Origin of the sequence: Limosilactobacillus alvi, from assembly GCF_016900115.1 — a bacterium.
Classification (GTDB): Bacteria; Bacillota; Bacilli; order Lactobacillales; family Lactobacillaceae; genus Limosilactobacillus; species Limosilactobacillus alvi.
Map to the genome: position 1 here is coordinate 1 of NZ_JACJJQ010000004.1, position 21,238 is coordinate 21,238.

Sequence of the window (21,238 nt, forward strand, 5' to 3'; positions counted from 1 at the left end):
AAGAAGCCGGACGATGAACCAAGATTTGATTCATCGTCCGGCTTTCATTTTGGACTGAGAGTTTTTTCCCAGCCTCTCGCTTTTTATCCTTTTACTAGATACTACTAAAAATCCAACCGGAAATTAAAACGTTGCTCATCCCCAGCAAAGCGGCGAGCATGCCGATCAATTACTTGTCGACGATCACCAAACATCATCCATGCCGTTACGCCACCGAAGAAGAGAACTTCAACAGTAAGCAAGTACCAATCGGCAATCGTTGGTGAACCCGTCATAACAACCGAGCCACTCGCCGAAAAGGCCAGCCAATCTAACAAGAAATGCATTAACATCGACAACCATAATTGGCCGGTATATAGATAAACCACCGCAAAGTAAAGACCCAATGCCATTGCTGAAATAGCTTGTAAAAGGGTAATCATAAACGGTTGGACCAGGGCATTACCAAAATGTAAGAGCCCAAACAAAAACGAACTTACTAAAATTGCCCATAAAGCTTGGTTCCGGGAATTTCGGAAAACGGAGAGCAAGACCCCTAAGAATGCAAACCGACAAAGCGTTTCTTCTGCTACCCCGGCTTCAAAAGCCGTTAAGAGATACTCCCGTGTAGCATAGGGCAAATGTAGGTCATAACTAGTTAAAATATTGCTCCAACGATTGCCATTTGAGAACGAATTAATAAAAATAAAGAGACATCCAAGACCCAATAAAATAATTAAACTTAGCCAACTAAAGCTCCGGCCAAATTTGGGATTAATCCCAGGCCAGGATAAATGCCAAGCCCGCATTGAAGCAACTATCATCAAGAAGAAAGCCACTGCCCCTAGGGCTCCAGTAGTTAGAATGAGGGCAAAGGTCCGTGGGCCCGTAAACTTAGCAGGGTAAATACTCCCAACTAAAGTAACAACAATTACAAACCACCAGGCTGGATAAAGAATCCGGGCAACCGACGTCTTTAACTTACCGCCTACAATTCCCGCCATTGGGGTAAACATGACAATAAAGTAAGCCATCGTGATCACCATTACTCCCCGGGCTGGTAATTGAAGCCGGACAATTATTTCCCGGGTCATAATTGACCAAACCACGATCAAAATAATTGGTTGCACAATGCATTGAAGCCACCGGTTAATTGCTGTCAACCACGGTGGTAAATCCAAACCTTCATCCAGCCAGGCAAAGATGAGGACTAATGCCATCACTGCCAACCAACCAACATACGGCAATTGGTGATAAATTTCCCAACCGCCAATCACTAGCACACAGAAAAGGGCAATTGAAATCTGTGCCCGATACCAAATTTGGAGATAGTCTGTTCCAGACATCATGTTTCCTCCAGTCAATACTTATTCAATGTTTATGGTACCAAACTCCCGGGTTTGAAAAAAGGGATCCAGAAAATAAAGTCGGCACCAAAGCTTTCAGATCATTATCCTAGAAATACCTGATAAGGTCCTTAACTAAGAAAAATAAAACTGGCACTAAGAGGGACGGTAAAAAGTCTAAGGTCTTAATATCACGCAATTTTAGTAGCGAGATCCCAGTTGTTGCAATCAAAAAGCCCCCCACAATCGAAATTTCCGTAACTAAGGGAGCACTAAAAAAGTCAGCTGAGAAAAACTTAGCAACTAAGTAAATTCCACCCTGCCAACAGAATAAAACTGGGGCACAAAACAGCATCCCCCAACCAAAACTAGCCCCAAAGACCATTGAGCTAACCAAGTCGAGCGTCGCATTAGTAAAGAGCATCGTCTGATCACCCTTAACAGCCGCCATCACCGGCCCCACGATCGATAAAGCTCCAATACAATAGAGTAAAATACCAGTTACTAAGCCCTTACTCAGTTGTGATTTACCACCACGACTGGCAACCAATTGGTTAAAATGGGCATCAACTTGCCAGGAGGTCCCAAGAACAGCCCCGATTGCCAGGCTAACGATAAAAAGAACTGGATAATGGCTTTTAGGTAAATTATTAATCGCGTTTTCCAGTCCAATTCCAAGTGCCGCTAAACCCATTGCCGTAAAGAGAGCTCCCTCGTACTTTTTATTAATCCCCCCTTTTAGCAAACATCCAATTGAAGTCCCGATTAAAATTGCCCCGGCATTTACAAGCGTTCCAATCATAATCTTCCTCCTAGTCTAAAAGGCATAGCTGGATAATCATCTTATCCAACTATGCCCTTTTGCATAATCCTCTGATGTTTACTCATTATTTTATAATAAGGCTAGTAATTGTCAATGTTGGAACTTATCTAATCTTCCCAAGCTATGCCTTATTAACTACCGTAATCCGCCCGTGATGAGCTGGGGTCTTTATTTCACTAACAATCAATTTGGCCATTGTCCCAGCCGTAGTGACTGATTTATCCGGCGTTGTTCCTAATAAATCATCCTGACCAAGCTCATAATCTGTGGCCGGGCCAGCCTTAAAGGTTATCGATGGCGAAATGCCAAGCCAATCAACGTTATCAACGCCCTGTAAGAAATCAAGTTCTCGCTTTTGTTGCCGGGGCGTGTTAATCCAGGTTTCCGCATTTGGCGTCTTAGCCAAATCTTCCATTACTAGGTGGCGATCTTCACCAGTATGAAGACTTCCGGCCCCCAAAATAAAGATTAACTTGACTTGCGATTGGTGAGCGACTTCAACTAATTTCTTAGCTAAAGTAACTTGCTGGCCAGCATAAACTGGCGCTGTCCCGAAGGCATCCACAATGACATCAAACCCGGTTAATTGTTCGATGGGCATTGCCAAAACATCAGCAACAAACAAATGCGCAGTTTTGCCTAAAACTTTATGGGCTTTTTGATCATCCCGGACAATCCCCGTGACTATCCAGTCATTTTCTTGATCTGCTAGCCGATAAATTTCCCGACCAGCCATTCCAGAAGCACCAATAATTGCTACTTTTTTCATTAGTAAGTCCCCCTTCTTATCGTTATCGTTTCTATTATAGGATTTTCTCCCGATTAAGATAAGGAAAAACGAGGGTAGGAGGCCTTTTACCTAAACTTTTTACTTAGCCGTAACCGCTTCTTTAGGTGCCACCTTGTGCTTTCGGTGGTTATTTCGGCTCCGGTGAGCCCGATGTTCATTCTTAGGATGTTTATCGTGGTCATCATTCTTTGGTTGACTATTCGCATTTAAAATCGTCACCATTGGGATAATAACTGGCCGCCGCCCTGTCCGTTCATAGAGTAACCGTTGAAGTCGAGAAACAATCGTCCGGTTAATAGCGCGTCGATCAACTTTCTTGTGGTTTTTAAAGGTATTTAGAATAGCCCAGAAGACTTCGTGATTTGCGGCCTTAATTAATTCTTGGGATTCATGCATGTAAACAAAGCCCCGCGAAACAATGTCCGGCCCTGCAACGATCTGGAAATCCTTTAAGTCAACGACCGCAATTGCAGTTACCACCCCTTCTTCAGAAAGAAGGCGCCGTTCCCTAATTTCGGGGCTCCCAACGGCATCGTCAACATCGCGCCCATCAATGTAGACATCTCCCATGGAATCAATGTGGTCAGCAATCCGGCAAGTATCTTTAGTGAGTGCTAAAACATCTCCATTTGCCAAAATAAAGGAGTTTTCCCGCGGAACCCCCGTTAGTTCAGCTAACTTAGTATGAATCTTTTGCATTCGGTATTCACCGTGGACCGGTGCGAAGAATTTCGGCTTCATCAAGCGTAACATTAATTCTTCATCAATTTGGCCCCCGTGACCAGAAGTATGGATGTTGTTAACATAACCGTGAATAACTTCGGCGCCACCTTCTTCTAACTTGTTAATTAAAGCATTAACTGAGGTCGTATTTCCAGGAATTGGGTTGGAAGAGAAGACAACCGTATCACCAGGTTGAATACTAATTTGCCGGTGGGTACCGTTAGCAATCCGGGAGAGAGCCGCCATTGGTTCCCCCTGTGACCCAGTACACATAATCATTACTTGTTCTGGTGGATAGGAGTTAATTTCGTTTGGATCAATTAAGGAATCTTCTGGAATCTTCAAGTAACCAAGAGCTTGCCCAGCTGCAATGGCGTTTTCCATACTCCGCCCAAAGACGGCAATCTTCCGGCCTTGTTTAATAGCAGCGTCACTAGCTTCACGAAGCCGGTAAACATTGGAGGCAAAGGAAGCAAAGATGATTCGGCCCTTAATCCGTTCAAAGATCCGCCGAATATGAATATCAACCCACCGTTCTGACTTCGTAAATTGTGGTCGTTCGGCGTTTGTAGAGTCCGAAGTCAAAAGGAGAACCCCATCTTCACCTAACTTAGCCATTTGCTGGAAGTTTGGTGCTGGTAGGTTACCAACCGGAGTCAAGTCAAACTTGAAGTCTCCAGTTTGCACAATGGTCCCTTGTGGTGTGTGGACCGCTACCCCTAGAGTATCGGGAATCGAGTGTGTTGTCCGGAAAAAGCTAACCCAAAGTTTCTTAAAGTGCACCGTATCAAATTCGTTAATTTCGTGGAGTTCTGCATCCCGCAAAAGGTGCTTTTCATCGAGTTTGCCCTTGATTAAAGACATTGCAAATGGTCCCGCATAAATTGGTACATTTACCTTTTGTAAGAAGAAAGGCAACCCGCCAATGTGGTCTTCGTGACCGTGAGTGATAAAAATTGCCTTAATTTTATCCTTATTTTCAACTAAGTAATCATAGTTTTGGATTACATAATCCACTCCGAGAAGTTCATCTTCGGGGAAAAGTACCCCGCAATCAATAATTACAATTTCGTCTTGGAATTGAACACAGTACATATTCTTTCCAATTTCGCCAAGACCCCCCACTGCATAGAAGGCCACTTCGTTATTCTTAATATTTAGTTTTGTCATAAGTCCCTTTCTTTTCCTTTATTTTATTTCGATAACGGTCCTGTCACTCCCCAACAAAGTTAGTGATAATTTTGGGTTAAATATTATCTTTTTTGATAATCATGGTATCGATTATCAAGCTAACCCGCCGGTTTTGATAACCAATAGGGCTCGTTATTTTATACGTTCAGAGTAATCTGAGAATATTTTAGCACATTGTAAAAGGAATCGTCCATTAATCATGCGTGAGAATAGGAAAACGGGGCTGAGAAGAAACTCATGTTTCTTCCCAGCCCCGTTGGCATCTCCGCATGTTACTTAGAAACTATGGCCAAGGCAAGAACCAAGTAGATATTGCCTTCCTTGCGGTCATCGAGTTTTTTTCTTACCGCTTCTAGAACGTCCGTAAAACTGCGTGCCGCTTAGCCATCCAAGTTTCCCAACTTTCAGCTGGAACCCCGTTGGCATCAAATTCCATCTCTGTCTTTTCCAATAAGTTAATAAAAATAGCTTGCGTCAATCGTTGACTAATTTCCACCAAGCGATCAACCGTCAAAAAGTTGTACTTCCGTAAAACATGATTGATCATTGCCATCTCACTATCGGAACCCAATTCAGTTAAAATTTCCAAGTCATCACGTTTAAAGTGAGCAATGTAAAAAGTCATGAAACCTTGTTGTGCCCGATCCTGTGCTTCTGCAGATAATGATTGATATGCTACCATGAGTTTCTCCCATCCTCTTCATTTCTATAATTCTAGAATAGCACTCCGGGAGCGTTTTCGTTAATCTAAAGGTTGATGTTTTTTCAAAATTATTTTTACCGGCTGACCGACTTCGACTTTAGCCACTACAACCTTCGTTTCATCATTATCTAAAGGTCCTAAGTTAATCTCAACTGTCTTACCCTTTTCTTCGGTAGCGAGTAACCGCTCAGCAATAAACCGGTGAATACTCAGAGCAATATTTTTCCGCCCCTTTTGTTTTTCGACAGCTGCTTGAAGGGTAAAACCTTGGTCGAGATATTCTTTAATTTCCAAGACCTTGGTCAAAGTAAAAAAATTAAATTTATGGCTTTGATTTTTTTGCGCTTGGTGCGATGTCAAAAAACCCTTTGCTTCCCAATACCGTATTTGTCGCGGTGAAACCCCGGTAACCCGAGAAATCTCAGAGAGAGGTATTTGGATTTGGGCCATGGCTTCTTTAAAGATATTTGGTAATGCCCGCACAACGGCGCCTCCTTTGAAAAACATTCTACTAGATCTTTTTAGTTCACAATAGGTAGTGTTACATTTTTTGATATTTTTGTCAAATTATTTGACAAAAGAGTAAGAAAGAGTTACATTAGTCCCTGTTTGAATTTACTTATAAAAAGAAAGAAGGGGTCTAAATGTCGTCCAAAGACGCAATCTTGGACATTCACGGGAACCCTTATAACCGAACTTTACTGGTCACGGTTTTAACGATTGGTTCCTTCTTTACCATGTTAACCGGGACGTTTTTAGCAACGGCTTACCCGGCAATCATGAAGTCCTTTGACGTTTCCACTGCGACCGTTCAGTGGCTAACTACTTCCTTTATGTTAACTAACGGAATTATGATTCCAGTTTCCGCTTGGTTAATTAACAAGTTTAACTCACGGATGATGTACATCGGTGCCATGGCTGTTTTTCTATTAGGAACAGTGGTTTCATTCTTCGCCCCCACTTTTGCAATTCTAATTGTTGGACGGATTATCCAAGCCCTCGCGGTTGGGATTACAATGCCGCTTAACCAAACAATCATGCTCTCAGTCTTCCCGCCCGAACAACGGGGGAGCGCCATGGGGATGGTCGGGATCGCGATGGGGTTAGCCCCAGCGGTTGGTCCAACCCTTTCCGGAATTATCGTTGACAACTATTCCTGGCGTGATCTCTTTGGAATCATTATTCCATTTATTGCCATTATTTTAATTTTGGCCTTTATCGTGATGAAGCCTGTTTTGCATGTCCACCAACAACCAATGGATGTTTGGTCCATCATTACCTCAACGATTGGTTTTGGGGGCTTACTTTACGGGGTTTCTGAAGCATCTAGTCGGGGCTGGGGAGACACTTTGGTCCTTAGCTTTATAATCGTTGGGATTATCTTTATCATTTTATTTACCCACCGGCAATTGAAACTTGATGATCCTTTCTTGGATATCCGGGTCTTCAAGCATCCTGAATTCGCGATTGCGGCGGTTCTTTCATCCACGGTTAACTTAGCGATGATTGGGGTGGAAATGCTTTTGCCTACTTACATCCAAAATCTTCGGGGTGAAACAGCCTTCCATTCTGGGTTAATGCTTTTACCGGGGGCCCTTATGTTGGGATTTATGCAACCCCTCACTGGTCGGCTTTTTGATAAATACGGGGCCCGGCGGTTGGCCGTTGTTGGGTTGACCCTTCTCTTAATCGGGACGGTACCATTTTTAACCTTGACGCAACAAACTCCAATTCTGTCCATCGTTGTCTTTTATGCCATTCGACTTTTTGGGGTTTCAATGGTCTTCATGCCAGTCACGACTTCTGGGATGAACGTCTTACCACTTGACGAAATGTCTCACGGGACGGCGGTTAACAATACCTTCCGCCAAGTCATGAGTTCAATTGGGACAGCCATCATGACGACCGTCTTGACCAACGTCCAAGATGCTATGAAGCCAGCCCATCATCTCCTAACAACTAGTCCACTAGTTTACAAGGACCATGCAATTAACGCCGCTTTAGGTGGTTTCCACGCTGCTTTTGGGGTTTCCGCCCTCTTCGCCGTAATCGCCTTGGCTTTGACCTACTTCTTAAAGAAGGGTAACACCACCCGAACCGTAAACATTAACGCTGGAAAGGAGGACTAAGCGATGATTATCTTATTAGTAATTTTAAGTGCCGTTTGTTTCTACCTTTTCGGAGCAGTTTATGTAGAAAAGAAGGGCCATACCTTCTGGTCGATTATCTCGTTGATTGTGCTGATCCTTTCCGTAACAGTTTTCGCTTTACACGATGTTAACCACTTAGGAATGAAGGTTAAAACCCGAACCGAAACCATGTCGCTAGCTTCCACCAGCAACAAAGCTAACCTCTTATTATATAAGCAACTAGGCACGGGATCAGAAAAGATTTACATCTACAAAACTGATATTCACCAAACCAAGGCAAAGCATACTTGGATTGATTCCCAAGCCAAGTCCAAGGTGGTCACTACTAAATCACAACCAAAGCTGGTGATTAAAAAGCATCAATATGTTTACGACAGCGCTTTATCCAAAGCGATGTTTGGAATTTTAGGCGACAACAACGAAACTAAGTCCATTGATTACCGTTTCGAAATTAATCCAACTTGGTCCGTCTTAAGCACTAACCAAGCGGCAAAGTTACAAACCGCTTTAAAGCAACCCGCTACGCAAATGAAACTAAAGCAAATGGTTGCGAGTCAAGTTAAAACCGGATTAATGCAAGCGATGAAGAAGAACCCCCAGATGTCAACTGCTGACCAAGGTAAGCTCCAAATTCAATTAACGAATGAAGCTAAAGCCCGGGCAATTGAACAACTAGTTAAGTAGCATCGGGAGCAAAACTTTTTCACGGCCAATAAACAATATTTGAAAATCAAAAAGAGCTGAGTAACCAACATCTCAGCTCTTTTTCTATTGTTGTATACTAAAAGTATCAAATTAATTGGAGGAATTATAATGACAACCATTCAAGATCATTGGTTAACTCTTGCGGATGGTAATAAAATGCCACAGGAAGGGTTAGGAACATATAAGTTAACTGATCAAGCGGCTATGACTCAAGCGCTTCAAGGAGCCTACGAGACTGGCTACCGGCTAATTGATACGGCACAACTTTATGAAAATGAAACCGTCCTTGGTAATGCCATCAAGAGCTTAGGGGCTCCGCGGGATCAATACTTTATAACCACCAAGGTGGCGGAAAAGAATCAAGGCTATCAAACTGCCATTGACTCAGTTAAGGAATCTTTGAAAAAGCTGCAACTTGATTACGTTGATCTCCTTTTGGTTCACTGGCCAATTCAAAGTCACTTCTTTGAAACCTGGCGGGCTTTTGAAGATATGAAAAAACAAGGTTTGACCAAGTCAATTGGGGTTTCTAACTTTGGAATTGCCCATCTTGAACTTTTAACCACCCAAGCTAACGAACGCCCAGTTGTTAACCAAGTCGAACGGCACCCTGGCTTAAACCAACTCGCCCTCTTGAATTATCACCGAAACCACGGGATTATTACCCAAGCCTGGTCGCCATTAGCCCGGGGAAAATATCAAGATACCCCAGTCCTAAAGGCAATTGCTGAGCACCATCACAAATCGGTTGCTCAAGTCATCCTACGCTGGCACTTACAAGACGGTGTGGCAATCATCCCTAAATCATCCCATCTTGAACGAATTCAAGCAAATGCAGATCTTTATGACTTTGAACTTTCAAATGCCGAAATGAATCAAATTAACCAATTAAATCGCTTTGCCCGGACTGGTCGCGAACCAGAACTGGTCTTTGAAAACAACGAACAGTATCAACGATAGCCAAAAAGAACCTGAGATTGGGAAAAAAGCTCCTTGACGGCCTGGTTGGGATAAGAAGGACGAAGGTTGATTCATCAGAATCGACCTTTCGTTCGCGCTTATCCGCTAAGGCCGTGATTTGGAGCGAACCAGCCAACTGGTTTAGCGTTTGTGAGCCCATGCAAGGCTGAATAGGTTGGTGCGACCGTAGGGAAGCAACTGCCATTCAGCTACTGCTTTGACCTTAGTTACTGAGTAACATTCGGAGATGACAAAGAGGCCGGAAAGAAACATTAGTTTCTTCCCGGCTTCCCAACCTCTCTTATTACCAATTTTCCTTTGTCAAAGCCATTTGCCAGAAATGAACTTCATAGTAGCAAGACTTCGCAAAGGCTCCTCGCATCAAAGTTTGCGTTGGTTGATCAACTTGTAAGGCTAGCCGATCAACGATTTCCCGCATTTGGGTTGTACTCGTCGTAAAATCTTCTCCACCATAACTATCAAAGAAAGCCTGATAGAGTGGATCTGGACTTTGTTTTTGGGCAAGCCCTTTGCCGACCTCATTATAAAGCCAATAACACGGCAACAAGCCAGCTGTTGCCACTGCAACCCCAAACTTTGTTAATTGATAGTACATGTGAGTAATATAGGCATAGTTCGTTGGTGCCGGACTAGTTTGATCAAGTTCGGCTAAAGTAATCTGTAATGCTTGGTGCAATGCTTGACGGGCTTGATCTTCTCCGGCTCCCAAACTAAGCAATAACTTAGCATCATCAGCCGGTAAATGTTTGGCGACTAATTCATGGAGATGCTGGAAATTACGCAAGTATTGGTGATCTTGACATAAGTAATACCGAAAAGTTTCCTTAGGTAAACTCCCATCCACAAGCTGCTGAATAAAAGGATGGTGGACACTCTGGTCGTGACAAGCCATAATGGTTGTTTTAAGGGTATCAGTAAACTTCATTTTGCTTCCTTTCCGGACGAAAAAAGGCGCTATCCTCGCTGGATAACGCCTTCCGTAACGTCCCTACGCGAGTTCTAACTCACAGGTTCCAAGGATCCACGTGTTTGCACGCATCTCAGCCCGGCCCACGGGCACTCCAGTTACAATTTATCTGTCTTTAGTTTAGTTGATCCCATAATTCTTGTAAAGCTTGGGGTAAATCTGCCTTAAATGAAAGTTCTTTTTCCGTAAAAGGATCCCTAAATTCCAGCCTAGTTGCGTGTAAGGCCTGGTGTTCTACCCGGTCTAATTCACCACCATACAGGTGATCCCCCACTAAGGGGTTTCCTAACCAACTTAAATGAACCCGAATTTGGTGGGTCCGGCCAGAATGGAGGCGCAAGCGAACCAGACTATGGTTAGCCTTGGTTTCTTCCACCCAGTATTCCGTTTTAGCGGGTTGACCATCCGGACTTATTTCCCGGGAAATTTGATCCTTAATCCGGGCAATTGGTTGATTGATCATACCATGGTCAACTGGCAAATGACCACTGACGATTGCCAAGTATTCCTTCTTAACTTGGTGGGTTTGCACCTGTTGACTAATCATACTAGACGCCACCCGATGCTTTGCAACTAACATTAGGCCACTAGTAAAGCGATCGAGCCGGGTAATTAAATGGGGACGTTGGTCTTCAGCACCTTTTTGAATCAAGTTCCCTTTTACCCGATTAAGGACGGTGTCATTTTGTTCGGTTGGTCCAGGCACGGAGGATAGACCAGCTGGCTTATTAACTACCAACCAATTTGCGTCTTCATAGACAATCGTTAAAGGACCGTCAGACACCGCAACCGTTGGATCAACTGGTTCCGGATCGACCTTAATCGTTAAGGGTTGGTTAGGCAAGATCTTCGTCGTTGGCCGCACCTCACGATGGTCAACCATCAATATCCCAGCCCCATTTTTAATATCGTTAAATAACCGGTGCCCCATCCCCAAACTTTGGAGATACCGTTTAATCTTGACCGGCTCAGTCCCGTGGTAATACCAAGTATTTTCCATATTTTCCTCCATTTTCTGATACAAGAAAGCCCGGAAAGAAACAACTGCTTCCTTCCGGGCTCTTTAATTAGCGGTCCATGCGGGACTCGAACCCGCGATCTCATCCGTGACAGGGATGCGTCCTAAACCAACTAGACCAATGGACCAATAAAGCACAAATAATAATATACCGGAACTTACTTCAATCGTCAACTATTTTCACGATTTCTTGCTAAATTTTCGAAAAAAATGTAACTTAGAAGGGAATACATCGTTGTGAAGAAATCATTTTTCTTACTATATTTTCAAATTGGGGGTAGCTATGCAAACCTTTTGGCAAATTGCAGAACGTTTTTGGCAACATTATGCCCGGATCTTAAAGCTTATTTTTATTACCTCAGTCATCCTCTTCGTCGTGATTACGTTGGGAAACTTTTTTAAAACTGTTGATTGGGGAGCAGTTGATGCAGAACTAACTACCCTCCCCCTTAGTACGCTTCTCCTTTTAACTTTCGGAGGCCTAGTCGCGATCTTACCAATGACGGGTTATGACATTGCTATCACCCACCTCTTGCCAGGTAAATTTAACCGGTTTTACATTTTTCGGAGTGGTTGGATTACTAATACTCTAACCAACGTCGCTGGTTTTGGCGGCTTGTTAGGAGCAACTCTCCGAGCTCATTTTTATGGAAAACAAGCTAGTCGAAGCCAAATAATTGGAGCAATTGCTAAAATTGCAGTCTTCTTATTAGCTGGGCTTTCCTTGCTTTGTTGGTTAGCATTGATTATTATGTTTGGCTTCCACCAAGGTGGCCACTTTAATCGTTATGCAATCTGGCTTGTTGGGGGTGGTTTATACTTTCCGCTGGTACTTTGGTTAACTCACCGACAAGCAAGCAAACTTTTTAGTGAGATGTCCTTGCGATTTAAATTTTTCGTCTCTTTAACCTCAACCTTTGAATGGTTATTTGTGGCTGGCTTCTTCATCTTGGTCGGCATGGTAACTGGTATCCGTGCAAACTATTGGGCGGTTTTCCCCTTATATGTTGTTGCCCAGGTTCTTGGGGTCGTTTCGATGTTACCGGGAGCGATCGGCTCTTTTGATGTCATCATGCTTCTTGAACTCTCTTTGTTAGGGGTGCCTCGGTCATCGGCAATTGTTTGGCTCCTTTTATTCCGGGTATTCTACTATATCGTTCCCCTCTTTTTGGCCCTCGTCTTCTTCATTCACTATTTATTTGACCGGATCAATGATTTTTTTGACCACATTCCGGCCGCCATGATCCGGCAGGGCTCCCAAATTATTATCACCGTCTTCATGTACGTTTCTGGGATCTTTATGCTTCTTGCAGCTTCGGTTCCAGATTTAACTGAATCAAACCAGTTTTTACAACGTTTTTACCCCTTCACTTTTTTCTTCTTACATCAACTGACAACCATTCTCTTTGCGATTGCCATGTTAGCTTGTGCGCGGGGAATCCAAGCTAAAGTTAAAACAGCTTACTGGCCAACGGTGATCCTCTTGTTAATTGGGATTATTAACACCTTCATAAACCTTGGGACACCGTCATTGGCAATCTACCTAGTTGTTTTATTGCTATTGATGATTTTAATGCGGAACACAATTTACCGAGAAAAGCTTCAATACTCAATTGGTAAATTGATTTTTGACGGCTCTATCTATGCGGGAAGTCTGATCCTTTACTCCTTAGTTGGCCTTTTTAATTCTCCTAATTACGCTGGTAAGCACAGGGTCCCGACCTTTTTCTTCTTCCCGGGAGAAAAAATTTGGCTTTCTGGCTTCATTGGCATGCTGTTAGGTTTATTGCTCATGATTCTTATTATCCGCTACTTTATGCGCGGGAGCGATCCTTTTGGCATTCGACAACCCTTAGCTACTGATCGGGTGCAAGCAATTATTAATGAATATGGGGGTAACGAAACTTGCCATTTAGCCTTCTTAGGTGACAAAAATATTTACTACTACAAAGCCGATGGTAAAGATCAACTTTTCTTTATGTATCAAGCTAAAAATGGCCGGCTAGTGGTTATGGGCGACCCCGTGGGTAATCGGGAAGTTTGGCGCGATGCGGTCCACCAGTTTATGGTTGATGCTGATCGCTTTGGCTACCAACTTGTTTTCTATGAAGTTGGCGAAGAAATGACTCTCCTCCTTCACGAATACGGCTTTGACTTCTTAAAGACCGGAGAAGATGGAATGGTAAAATTAGCTGACTTTACCCTGGTCGGGAAGAAGCAACGTTCCCAACGGGCCTTAATGCATAAGTTTGATCGTGAAGGCTATACCTTTGAAATCCTCCAACCACCGTTCAATCAAGTAACGATGGCAAAGTTAAAAGCAATTTCAGATGAGTGGTTAGGGAACCAAGTTGAAAAAGGCTTCTCGCTAGGCTACTTTGATCCCGATTACCTAAACACCGCTCCCGTCGGGGTCGTTAAGGACGCTAATGGTGCGATGGTGGCCTTCGCAACCTTCATGCCAACAGGGGGGAAAGAGATTTTAACCATTGACCTGATGCGGCACACTAAGAATGCCCCCTCGGGGATCATGGATAAAATCTTTATCTCCATGTTTGAATATGGCCAAGCCAATGATTATCAGTATTTTGACCTTGGAATGGCGCCCCTCGCCAATGTTGGCCATTCTCAATATGCCTTCAACGCTGAAAAAATTGCCCATTTCATTTATGAATACGGTTCTGAACTCTATTCCTTCCAAGGTTTACGGCGGTACAAAGAAAAATACGCCTCCCTGTGGCGACCAAAGTACACCGTTTACTTTAAGCAAGGTTCCTTAATCGCCGCTATGATCGCTGTCGTTGCGGTTGTTAACCAACGGGTCGATCAAACTAAACCTAAGCCAGTCCTTGATTGGATGTTGTGGTGGAAAAAGTAAGCAGGCTCGCTTGATAATTTGAAGAGAGCGGATGAAAAAACTCCGTAACAGCCTGATTAGGATAAGCAGAAAGAAGGTTGGTTCATTAGCATTGGCCTTTCGTTCTTATCCGCTAAGGCCGTACTTTGGAGCACTTGTTTGGCGTTTGTGAGCCCATGCAAGGCTGAATCGGTTAGTGCAACCGCCAGGGAAGCAACTGCCATTCAGCTCCTACTTTGACCGTAGTTGCTGAGTAACATTCGGCGATGAAAATAAACTGACCGGCGTGAAAATTGGCTAAAGCCTGTTTTCACGCCGGTCTTGTTGATTATCACTAAATTTTAAACACAGCTTGTTATTATATTTCCTGCTTCAAATAAGTATAGAGCATGTCATCTTGCATATCGGTGGTGGCAACTCCGAGCACTTGGGCAATCTTAAAGGCGAAGGCCATTGCGGTTGCGGGACCACGGCTTGTAATTAAATGCCCCGCTTCATCCACCACTGTAATCGCTGGTGAGAAGATTGCAGTGGGGTTAGTATGAGCAATTTCTTTTTCAATCCCTGGGAAGCAAGTAAATTGATGACCATCTAAAAGGCCATACCGAGCAAAAGCTAATGGAGCTGCACACATTGCAGCATTCCACTGACCGTTCGCTTGTCGTTTTCGCATGATTTCCATCAATTCATTACTTTCTCGTAGATTGGCAGCGCCAGTTGAACCACCCGGAAAGACAACTGCATCATAATCTAGTAACGCTGGGCTAATCGTGGTCTGCATCTCCAACGGAATCTCATGGGCTCCCATAATATGGAGCTTGTCTAAACCCACCATCGTTACTTCGATCCCTAACCGCCGCATTACATCAACGGGAGTTAAAGCTTCAATTTCTTCACATCCATCAGCAAAAACAACAGCTACTTTTGTCATTTGCAAGCTCCTTTCACAACTTTGGTAATCTCTTCTAACGCCGCCTTCCCTTCCGGGGTTGAATAAAGTGGATAGGCATGGTATAAGCCCCGCCCAATCACTAAGTTTGCTGAGACCTTAGCTTGGGCAAGGCGATTAGCAAATTCAATCGTGTCTAAACACATCAATTCCTTAGTACCAACAAAAAGGTGCACATCTCGTAAACCTTTAACTGGCCCTTTTAGGGGGTTAGCCCGGTAATCATTCGTGTGTAAATCGCCAACAAACTGCTTGCCAAAGATTTGTAACCCGGCCCGATCTAAAACTAAATCTGCTTGATTATATGACTTTAAAGCCGGATTTTGTAAACTAAAGTCTAACCACGGCGAAAGTAAAACTAAGTGTCCCGGGACAGGTAGCCCCTGTTTAGTAAGCCCTTCAACCAGTGCCGTAGCCAATCCACCGCCAGCTGAATCCCCAAGAACGGTGATTTCACTGGCTGGTGTCTGGTTATACATACTCTCATAGACCTGCTGTAAGTAGGCCACTGCTTGGTCGACCGTCCCGGTTGGTAAATGAGGATAGTCCGGGATAATAATCTCCGCGCCACTACCTTGCGCAAGGCGGTCGTAAAACTGCCAATGTTCCTTTGATGGTGGTAAAACTAGGGCACCACCATATAACGCTAAGACCACTGTCCGTGGATTAGCCTGGGGATTCAATACTACTCCTTGGCGACCACTAAAGTTACGTTCTTGAACTTCGCTAACTAAAGTTACATTTTGCGGTACCATCAACTTCGTCTTCGAAGCGGCTTGTAATAAAGCTTCGCGCTTTTGCGGATCCGCTAATTGCCGCTTGAGGCCAGACAACTGCAGGCCTAAGCCAACCATGGTTGCTTGTCGTGACAAATGATCACCACACTGCGTTAGCTCAATCACGCTATTTTTTAAATTCTTAGCCATCGCCCGCAAAGTTTGCTGGTCAAATTGGTACGTTTTCTTCATAATTTACCATTCCTTTGCCAACATCGTATCACGTCCGGGCAACGGGTGCACTTTTCTTTCTCAACCACCCATGTTTGATCATCACAATTACCACTAAAATGAGCGCAATTACGATCAAAACAAAGGCGGCCACCATAATATTATGGTACCCATGATACAAAATTTGCCGCATTAGCGGTAATTGAGTCCTTGGTAAGTGCCAAGCAGTTTTAGCATTGCTTAACTGGTTTAACATTTTAAGCGTAATCTGATGATAGTGCCGCACCCCTTGGGTTAAAGCGAGGTTTAAGATAACCCCATAGATCGCCGACATCAAGGTTTGGCTTAAGATTCGAACTAGGTAGGCCAAGGAAGTCGCAATCGGGACATCACTTAGTTCCACATCGGTTTGGACGCTTACTTGCAAAACATTAAAGATCAAACCGACCCCAAAGCCTTCAAAGGATCCGAGAATTAATAAAACCCAGAATGGGGTCCTCTGGCCAAAGATTAAGAGGCCCGCAATGGCAATTAATATGGTTAATACCCCGATTGCGACCAAACCGTACTTACTAATCTTTTGTTGGACATACGGGACCATCTCAGAGCCCAAGAAATTAGTGATTGCTCCCGGAATTTGGGTTAAGCCTCCAACTAAGGCCGAGAGTCCTAAAATTCCCTGTGCCCACATGGGAATGTAGGTAATAAAAGCAATAAAGGAGCCCCAAATAATCACAAAAAGAATTAGATCGGTGACTAGTTCATGATTTTGAAAGAGTCGACTGGGAATGATTGGATCTTCAGCTACCCGATCAACCCGATACATCCAAATAATTAACAAGGCCCCCACCATAAAGAAGGCAAAGTCGAGCCAGCCGTTAACAATCCCAATTAATTGGATAGCAAACAGAATTAACCCTAAGCCGGCAATTAAAAGACTCCCCCCAAGATAATCAATTTGCCGCCCAGCCGCTACTTTGGGGCCACGATAGAAACCACCGATAATCACAATTGCGATTAAAGCAACTGGCAAGTTAACGTAAAAGACCCAGTGCCAAGTTAAATTATCAACGATCCACCCCCCAAGTAAGGGGCCGATGATCGAAGCCGTCCCAAAACAAGCACTGGCCAAGCCGACAACTTGAGAGCGTTGCTTTAAATCTGGATAGAGGTTGGCAAAAACAATGAAGGGAATCGTGTTCATCCCGCCGGCACCGATTCCCATCACCATCCGCGCGATAATAAACCAGATAATTGACGGGGCTAGAGCTTGGAAAAGGGCCCCAATTGCAAAGAGCGAAGTGGCCATCACATAGGCCACTCGATTACCTTTGTGTTCCCCATACTTACTCCAAAAAGGAGTTGCGACAGACATCCCAAATAAGAAGGTCGCAACAATCCACCCAGTATATTGCAAACCATGAAGGTCACTAGTAATGGCTGGTAAAGCGGTATTGACAATTGTTCCGTCCATCCCCGCCATAATATTAGAAAGAAGGAGCGCAAAGGTAATTAAAGGACGATGAGCTGTTTTCATAACGATTTCTCCTTCAAATTACGATTTAGCCACTGACCGAACCCTTGCCAATCTGCTTTGATCGTAGGTTCAAGTCGCCGGGCATAGAGGTAGGCGGCCGGATGATACATCGGGACAATGATATAGCATTTATTTCCCGGGGAATATTTTCCATTAATCATCGTTAAAACTGGTTGTTCGAGGATTTGACCGTGCAAATCACCAATTAAAGCGGTTTTCCCCAGCAGACGTTGTAAAGCTGTATTTCCCAAGGGAATGATTACTTCTGGATTAATGGTCGTTAATTCCCAGTCAAACAAAGGTGCAAAGGCGGCTACTTCCCGTTTAGTTGGAGTGCGATTGGGCCGTTTTTCAATCATTTGACCAGTCATTTTATCCATTACCTGGCGAATTGAAAAAGGCCGACTCCGGACAACGCTAGTAATATAAACCTCTTCCCTGGTTAATCCGGCAAGGGCCAACAGCTTCGTCAATTCTTTTCCGGAAGCCCCGACAAAGGGATGCCCCGTTTTAATTTCAGTCCGCCCGGGCGCTTCTCCGACCAACATGACTTGGGGATGAGCTGCCCCTTCCCCTGGAACAAAACCTTCCAGGCGCTTTTGTTTTGTGGCCGCTTGGACTTGGGCCACCAGTGTTTTTGGATATTGAATTTGCATCTTAACTCTTGTACCGCCACTTTGGATCGGCAATAATCCGGGCAGCGATTAGTCCTAATGGTAAGAAAACAACGATTAAAGCGGCTTTAGCAGCCCACATTCCCCCAACGCTGAGGGAATTAAGCCCGATATTGTAAACCGCCGAGTACATATACAAGCCTGGAACCATAATCACGATTGATGGGACCGTAATGGCAATCCGGGGGTACCCAACCCGATTCCGGGCAAGTGAGGCTAATAACCCCGCTAAAAGGGCTCCGGCAAAAGCAGCTGGACCAGCTGGAACATGCAAGAGGTCAACCATTTCCAAGCGCAAAGTATTAGCGAAGGCCCCAATAATGCCAGCTGTTGCGGCCATTTTAATACTACTATTAAACATGATTGAAAAGCCAAACACCCCACAGAAGGAAGCAATTAACCGGAGAACTAAGTACGTCATTGGTGATAGCGCCAACGGAATAAAGTCTTCTGGCTGAAGATTAACGACCATCGCTACGACCCATCCAACAAGCGTTGCCACGGTAATCACAACGAGGGCAAAGGCACCTCGTTCCAAGCCTGAACGCATATCAAGCTTCGATAAGTCCAATCCACTCGTGATAAATGGAAATCCCGGAATTACAAACAGCATCGCCCCAATATAGCCGGCTTCATGGTGCGAATTAACGTGGAATAAATAAATTACCACGTTAAATAAGAGGTCGTAACATAAACAGGCCACGGCAACTGCCACCGCGATCCCCGCAAACAAGGTAATTGATTTGTCACCCATCTTCCGGCGGACATAGTTCCCCATACCAGCGCCAAAAAAGGAACAAAGCATTTCCACTGGGCCCCCACCCAGCAAGAAAACGAAGGCGCTACAAGCTAAAGCTGCTGCTAACCCTACCATCCACGGAGCGTATAAGCCCCCGATGTGTTCGATTCGGTTTAATTCCTTATGAATCTCACCAGTCGTCCAGTTTTTCCCGTTCTTTTCAAATTTTTTCATATAGTTTTCTAAGGCATTCAAACGGGCCGTATTGACTCCCGTACTTGGGATCGAGAGCGCTTGGGTATAACTCCGGTGTTTATCCATACAGGTGTATTCAATCGAAACTAAACCAATATCAGCTGAACAAGTAATTCCTAAGGTTTGGGCCGCCACGTTCATGGAATTACGAACCCGCCAAGCTCCAGTTCCGCAAGCTAACATCATCAAACCTATCCGCCCAACAATGCTTGCTCGTTCTACTAAATTTGCATACCGGGCTGGAGTAACGTTATCATCGGTCACAAAGTCATGCCACGGAATTGCCATATGATGATGGTAATGATTCACTTCTTCATCCGCCATTTTTCTTTTTTCTCCCTTTCGTATAACTAGCCTCTATTATACTGAAATTTTCAAAAATGACTCAAAAAAATGAAAGAATAAGGTTTGAATTTCCAATTCGAATAAAGTTCTTTAATTACTACTTTCTTTAATTTATCAATCAAATCAAGTTTTAACCCGCTAACAAGAGAATTAATGCAAATTTCATTAAACTTTTCAGCAAATAAATAAAACATTAGTTATATTTAGTGGTATGCTAAGGGCGTAAAGTTGTTTTGTCTTTTTTGAAGGGGAGGATACTATGAAAGCAGCTGTTATGCATACGCCAGCTGACGGATACGTAGATGTTAAAGACGTAACACTTCGGGACCTCCGCCCTGGGGAAGCTTTAGTTGATATGGAATATTGTGGTCTCTGCCATACTGATCTGCACGTTGCTGCAGGCGAATTTGGGGAAGAACCCAATCGAATTATTGGTCACGAAGGCATCGGCCGGGTTTCAAAAGTTGCTCCAGGAGTAACGAGCTTAAAAGTTGGTGATCGGGTATCCATCGCTTGGTTCTACCAGGGATGCGGTCACTGTGAATACTGTTTGACCGGACGCGAAACCTTCTGTCGCCATGTCCTTAATGCTGGTTACAATGTTGACGGCGCAATGGCGGAACAATGCATTGTAAAGGCCGACTACGCCGTTAAAGTTCCCGAAGGCTTAGATCCAGTCGAAGCCTCCTCTCTTACATGTGCCGGGGTTACGGTTTACAAAGGCCTAAAGGTCGCCGGAATTAAACCTGGTCAATGGGTTTCAATTGTTGGGGCTGGTGGTTTAGGTAACCTCGCTGTCCAATTTGCCCACAATGTTTTCAACGCTCACGTTGCCGTTGTTGATGGCAAAGCAGATAAGCTACAAGCGGCTAAAGAAAATGGGGCCGAAGTGTTGGTCGACTGGCATGATGGTAACGTTGCTGAACAAATCCAGGCTAAAACTGGTGGAGTCCACGCTGCTTTGGTAACTGCCGTTGCCCCATCTGCCTTTAACCAAGCTGTCTATTCCCTCCGGCCAGGTGGCAAGTTAGTTGCAATTGCCTTACCTCAAGGTGATATGAAACTTAATATTGCTAAGACAGTCCTCGACGGAATTATCGTTGCTGGTTCACTTGTAGGGACCCGGGCTGACCTTGCCGAATGTTTCCAATTTGGGGCCGAAGGTAAAGTTCACCCAATTGTTCATACCCGGCGTTTAGATGAAATTAACGATATGATCCAAGAACTAAAAGATGGTCATGTAGTTGGACGGAACGTAGTCGACTTTGTTCATTCTGTATAATCTACTAATTCTCAGATTACTAATAATGTTTTAGTTAATAACTAAAACGTTCACATCTACCATTCATTATTAAGTAAAGAGGAAGAGGTTGGGAAAAAATCTCCTTGACGGCCTGGTTGGGATAAAAAAGACGAAGGTTGATTCATTAGAATCGACCTTTCGTTCGTACTTATCCGCTAAAGCCGTGATTTGGAGCGAACCAGCCAACTGGTTTGGCGTTTGTGAGCCCATGCAAGGCTGAATCGGTTGGTGCGACCGTTAGGGAAGCAACTGCCAT

General features: G+C 44.1%; 19 protein-coding genes, 1 tRNA gene and 1 riboswitch. Of the genes, 5 read left to right on the forward strand and 15 right to left on the reverse strand.

The window, feature by feature from the left end:
• Positions 1-104 precede the first annotated feature (104 nt).
• The 6 genes from H5993_RS01280 to H5993_RS01305 all read right to left on the reverse strand — a co-directional run bounded on the left by H5993_RS01280 (position 105) and on the right by H5993_RS01305 (position 6,038).
• Positions 105-1,325 carry a CPBP family intramembrane glutamic endopeptidase gene (locus H5993_RS01280; RefSeq protein ID WP_204775926.1) on the reverse strand — a complete coding sequence of 407 codons (1,221 nt, stop codon included), beginning with the start codon at positions 1,323-1,325 and terminating at the stop codon, positions 105-107.
• Positions 1,326-1,434: 109 nt separating this feature from the next.
• Positions 1,435-2,127, reverse strand: coding sequence for a DUF554 domain-containing protein (locus H5993_RS01285; RefSeq protein WP_204775927.1), 693 nt, complete (start codon positions 2,125-2,127; stop codon positions 1,435-1,437).
• 142 nt (positions 2,128-2,269) lie between these two features.
• Complete coding sequence (locus tag H5993_RS01290; protein ID WP_204775928.1) at positions 2,270-2,917, reverse strand: NAD(P)H-binding protein; 648 nt, start codon at positions 2,915-2,917, stop codon at positions 2,270-2,272.
• Positions 2,918-3,016: 99 nt separating this feature from the next.
• Positions 3,017-4,831 carry a ribonuclease J1 gene (gene rnjA / locus H5993_RS01295; protein WP_204775929.1) on the reverse strand — a complete coding sequence of 605 codons (1,815 nt, stop codon included), beginning with the start codon at positions 4,829-4,831 and terminating at the stop codon, positions 3,017-3,019.
• Positions 4,832-5,204: 373 nt separating this feature from the next.
• Positions 5,205-5,534: a hypothetical protein gene (locus H5993_RS01300; protein ID WP_204775930.1), complete on the reverse strand. Its 330-nt coding sequence runs from the start codon at positions 5,532-5,534 to the stop codon at positions 5,205-5,207.
• Between the two features lie 60 nt (positions 5,535-5,594).
• Complete coding sequence (locus H5993_RS01305; RefSeq protein ID WP_204775931.1) at positions 5,595-6,038, reverse strand: MerR family transcriptional regulator; 444 nt, start codon at positions 6,036-6,038, stop codon at positions 5,595-5,597.
• 161 nt (positions 6,039-6,199) lie between these two features.
• Here H5993_RS01305 and H5993_RS01310 point away from each other — a divergent pair, with 161 nt between their 5' ends.
• From H5993_RS01310 to H5993_RS01320, 3 genes are all read left to right on the forward strand, one after another.
• Positions 6,200-7,684: an MDR family MFS transporter gene (locus tag H5993_RS01310; RefSeq protein ID WP_204775932.1), complete on the forward strand. Its 1,485-nt coding sequence runs from the start codon at positions 6,200-6,202 to the stop codon at positions 7,682-7,684.
• Positions 7,685-7,687: 3 nt separating this feature from the next.
• Positions 7,688-8,389 carry a DUF4811 domain-containing protein gene (locus H5993_RS01315; RefSeq protein WP_204775933.1) on the forward strand — a complete coding sequence of 234 codons (702 nt, stop codon included), beginning with the start codon at positions 7,688-7,690 and terminating at the stop codon, positions 8,387-8,389.
• A gap of 129 nt (positions 8,390-8,518) precedes the next feature.
• Positions 8,519-9,370, forward strand: a complete 852-nt coding sequence (locus tag H5993_RS01320; RefSeq protein WP_204775934.1) for an aldo/keto reductase — start codon at positions 8,519-8,521, stop codon at positions 9,368-9,370.
• 304 nt (positions 9,371-9,674) lie between these two features.
• On the opposite strand, the gene H5993_RS01325 is transcribed toward H5993_RS01320, so the two are convergent.
• From H5993_RS01325 to H5993_RS01335, 3 genes are all read right to left on the reverse strand, one after another.
• Positions 9,675-10,316: a TenA family protein gene (locus H5993_RS01325; RefSeq protein ID WP_204775935.1), complete on the reverse strand. Its 642-nt coding sequence runs from the start codon at positions 10,314-10,316 to the stop codon at positions 9,675-9,677.
• A gap of 42 nt (positions 10,317-10,358) precedes the next feature.
• Positions 10,359-10,465, reverse strand: a riboswitch (TPP riboswitch).
• 8 nt (positions 10,466-10,473) lie between these two features.
• Positions 10,474-11,358: an RluA family pseudouridine synthase gene (locus tag H5993_RS01330; RefSeq protein ID WP_204775936.1), complete on the reverse strand. Its 885-nt coding sequence runs from the start codon at positions 11,356-11,358 to the stop codon at positions 10,474-10,476.
• Positions 11,359-11,429: 71 nt separating this feature from the next.
• Positions 11,430-11,504: transfer RNA gene (locus H5993_RS01335), tRNA-Asp, on the reverse strand.
• Between the two features lie 155 nt (positions 11,505-11,659).
• Between H5993_RS01335 and mprF the strand changes: the two genes are divergently transcribed.
• Complete coding sequence (mprF, locus tag H5993_RS01340; protein WP_204775937.1) at positions 11,660-14,254, forward strand: bifunctional lysylphosphatidylglycerol flippase/synthetase MprF; 2,595 nt, start codon at positions 11,660-11,662, stop codon at positions 14,252-14,254.
• Positions 14,255-14,310: 56 nt separating this feature from the next.
• On the opposite strand, the gene H5993_RS01345 is transcribed toward mprF, so the two are convergent.
• The 6 genes from H5993_RS01345 to H5993_RS01370 all read right to left on the reverse strand — a co-directional run bounded on the left by H5993_RS01345 (position 14,311) and on the right by H5993_RS01370 (position 19,658).
• Positions 14,311-14,457 (reverse strand): hypothetical protein, encoded by a 147-nt coding sequence (locus tag H5993_RS01345; protein ID WP_180870627.1) that lies wholly within the window; start codon positions 14,455-14,457, stop codon positions 14,311-14,313.
• 134 nt (positions 14,458-14,591) lie between these two features.
• Positions 14,592-15,164 carry a DJ-1 family glyoxalase III gene (locus H5993_RS01350; RefSeq protein ID WP_204775938.1) on the reverse strand — a complete coding sequence of 191 codons (573 nt, stop codon included), beginning with the start codon at positions 15,162-15,164 and terminating at the stop codon, positions 14,592-14,594.
• Positions 15,161-16,150, reverse strand: coding sequence for an alpha/beta hydrolase fold domain-containing protein (locus H5993_RS01355; protein ID WP_204775939.1), 990 nt, complete (start codon positions 16,148-16,150; stop codon positions 15,161-15,163). The genes H5993_RS01350 and H5993_RS01355 overlap by 4 nt, the downstream gene beginning before the upstream one ends.
• 28 nt (positions 16,151-16,178) lie before the next feature.
• A complete protein-coding gene (locus tag H5993_RS01360; RefSeq protein WP_204775940.1) occupies positions 16,179-17,666 on the reverse strand; it encodes an MFS transporter in 1,488 nt (495 codons plus the stop codon).
• Entirely contained in the window at positions 17,663-18,322 is a 660-nt protein-coding gene (locus H5993_RS01365) for a uracil-DNA glycosylase (protein ID WP_180870634.1), read from the reverse strand. The genes H5993_RS01360 and H5993_RS01365 overlap by 4 nt, the downstream gene beginning before the upstream one ends.
• 1 nt (position 18,323) lies before the next feature.
• Positions 18,324-19,658 carry a threonine/serine exporter family protein gene (locus H5993_RS01370; protein ID WP_180870635.1) on the reverse strand — a complete coding sequence of 445 codons (1,335 nt, stop codon included), beginning with the start codon at positions 19,656-19,658 and terminating at the stop codon, positions 18,324-18,326.
• Positions 19,659-19,938: 280 nt separating this feature from the next.
• Here H5993_RS01370 and adhP point away from each other — a divergent pair, with 280 nt between their 5' ends.
• Positions 19,939-20,961, forward strand: coding sequence for an alcohol dehydrogenase AdhP (adhP, locus tag H5993_RS01375; RefSeq protein WP_180870637.1), 1,023 nt, complete (start codon positions 19,939-19,941; stop codon positions 20,959-20,961).
• Positions 20,962-21,238: the final 277 nt, after the last annotated feature.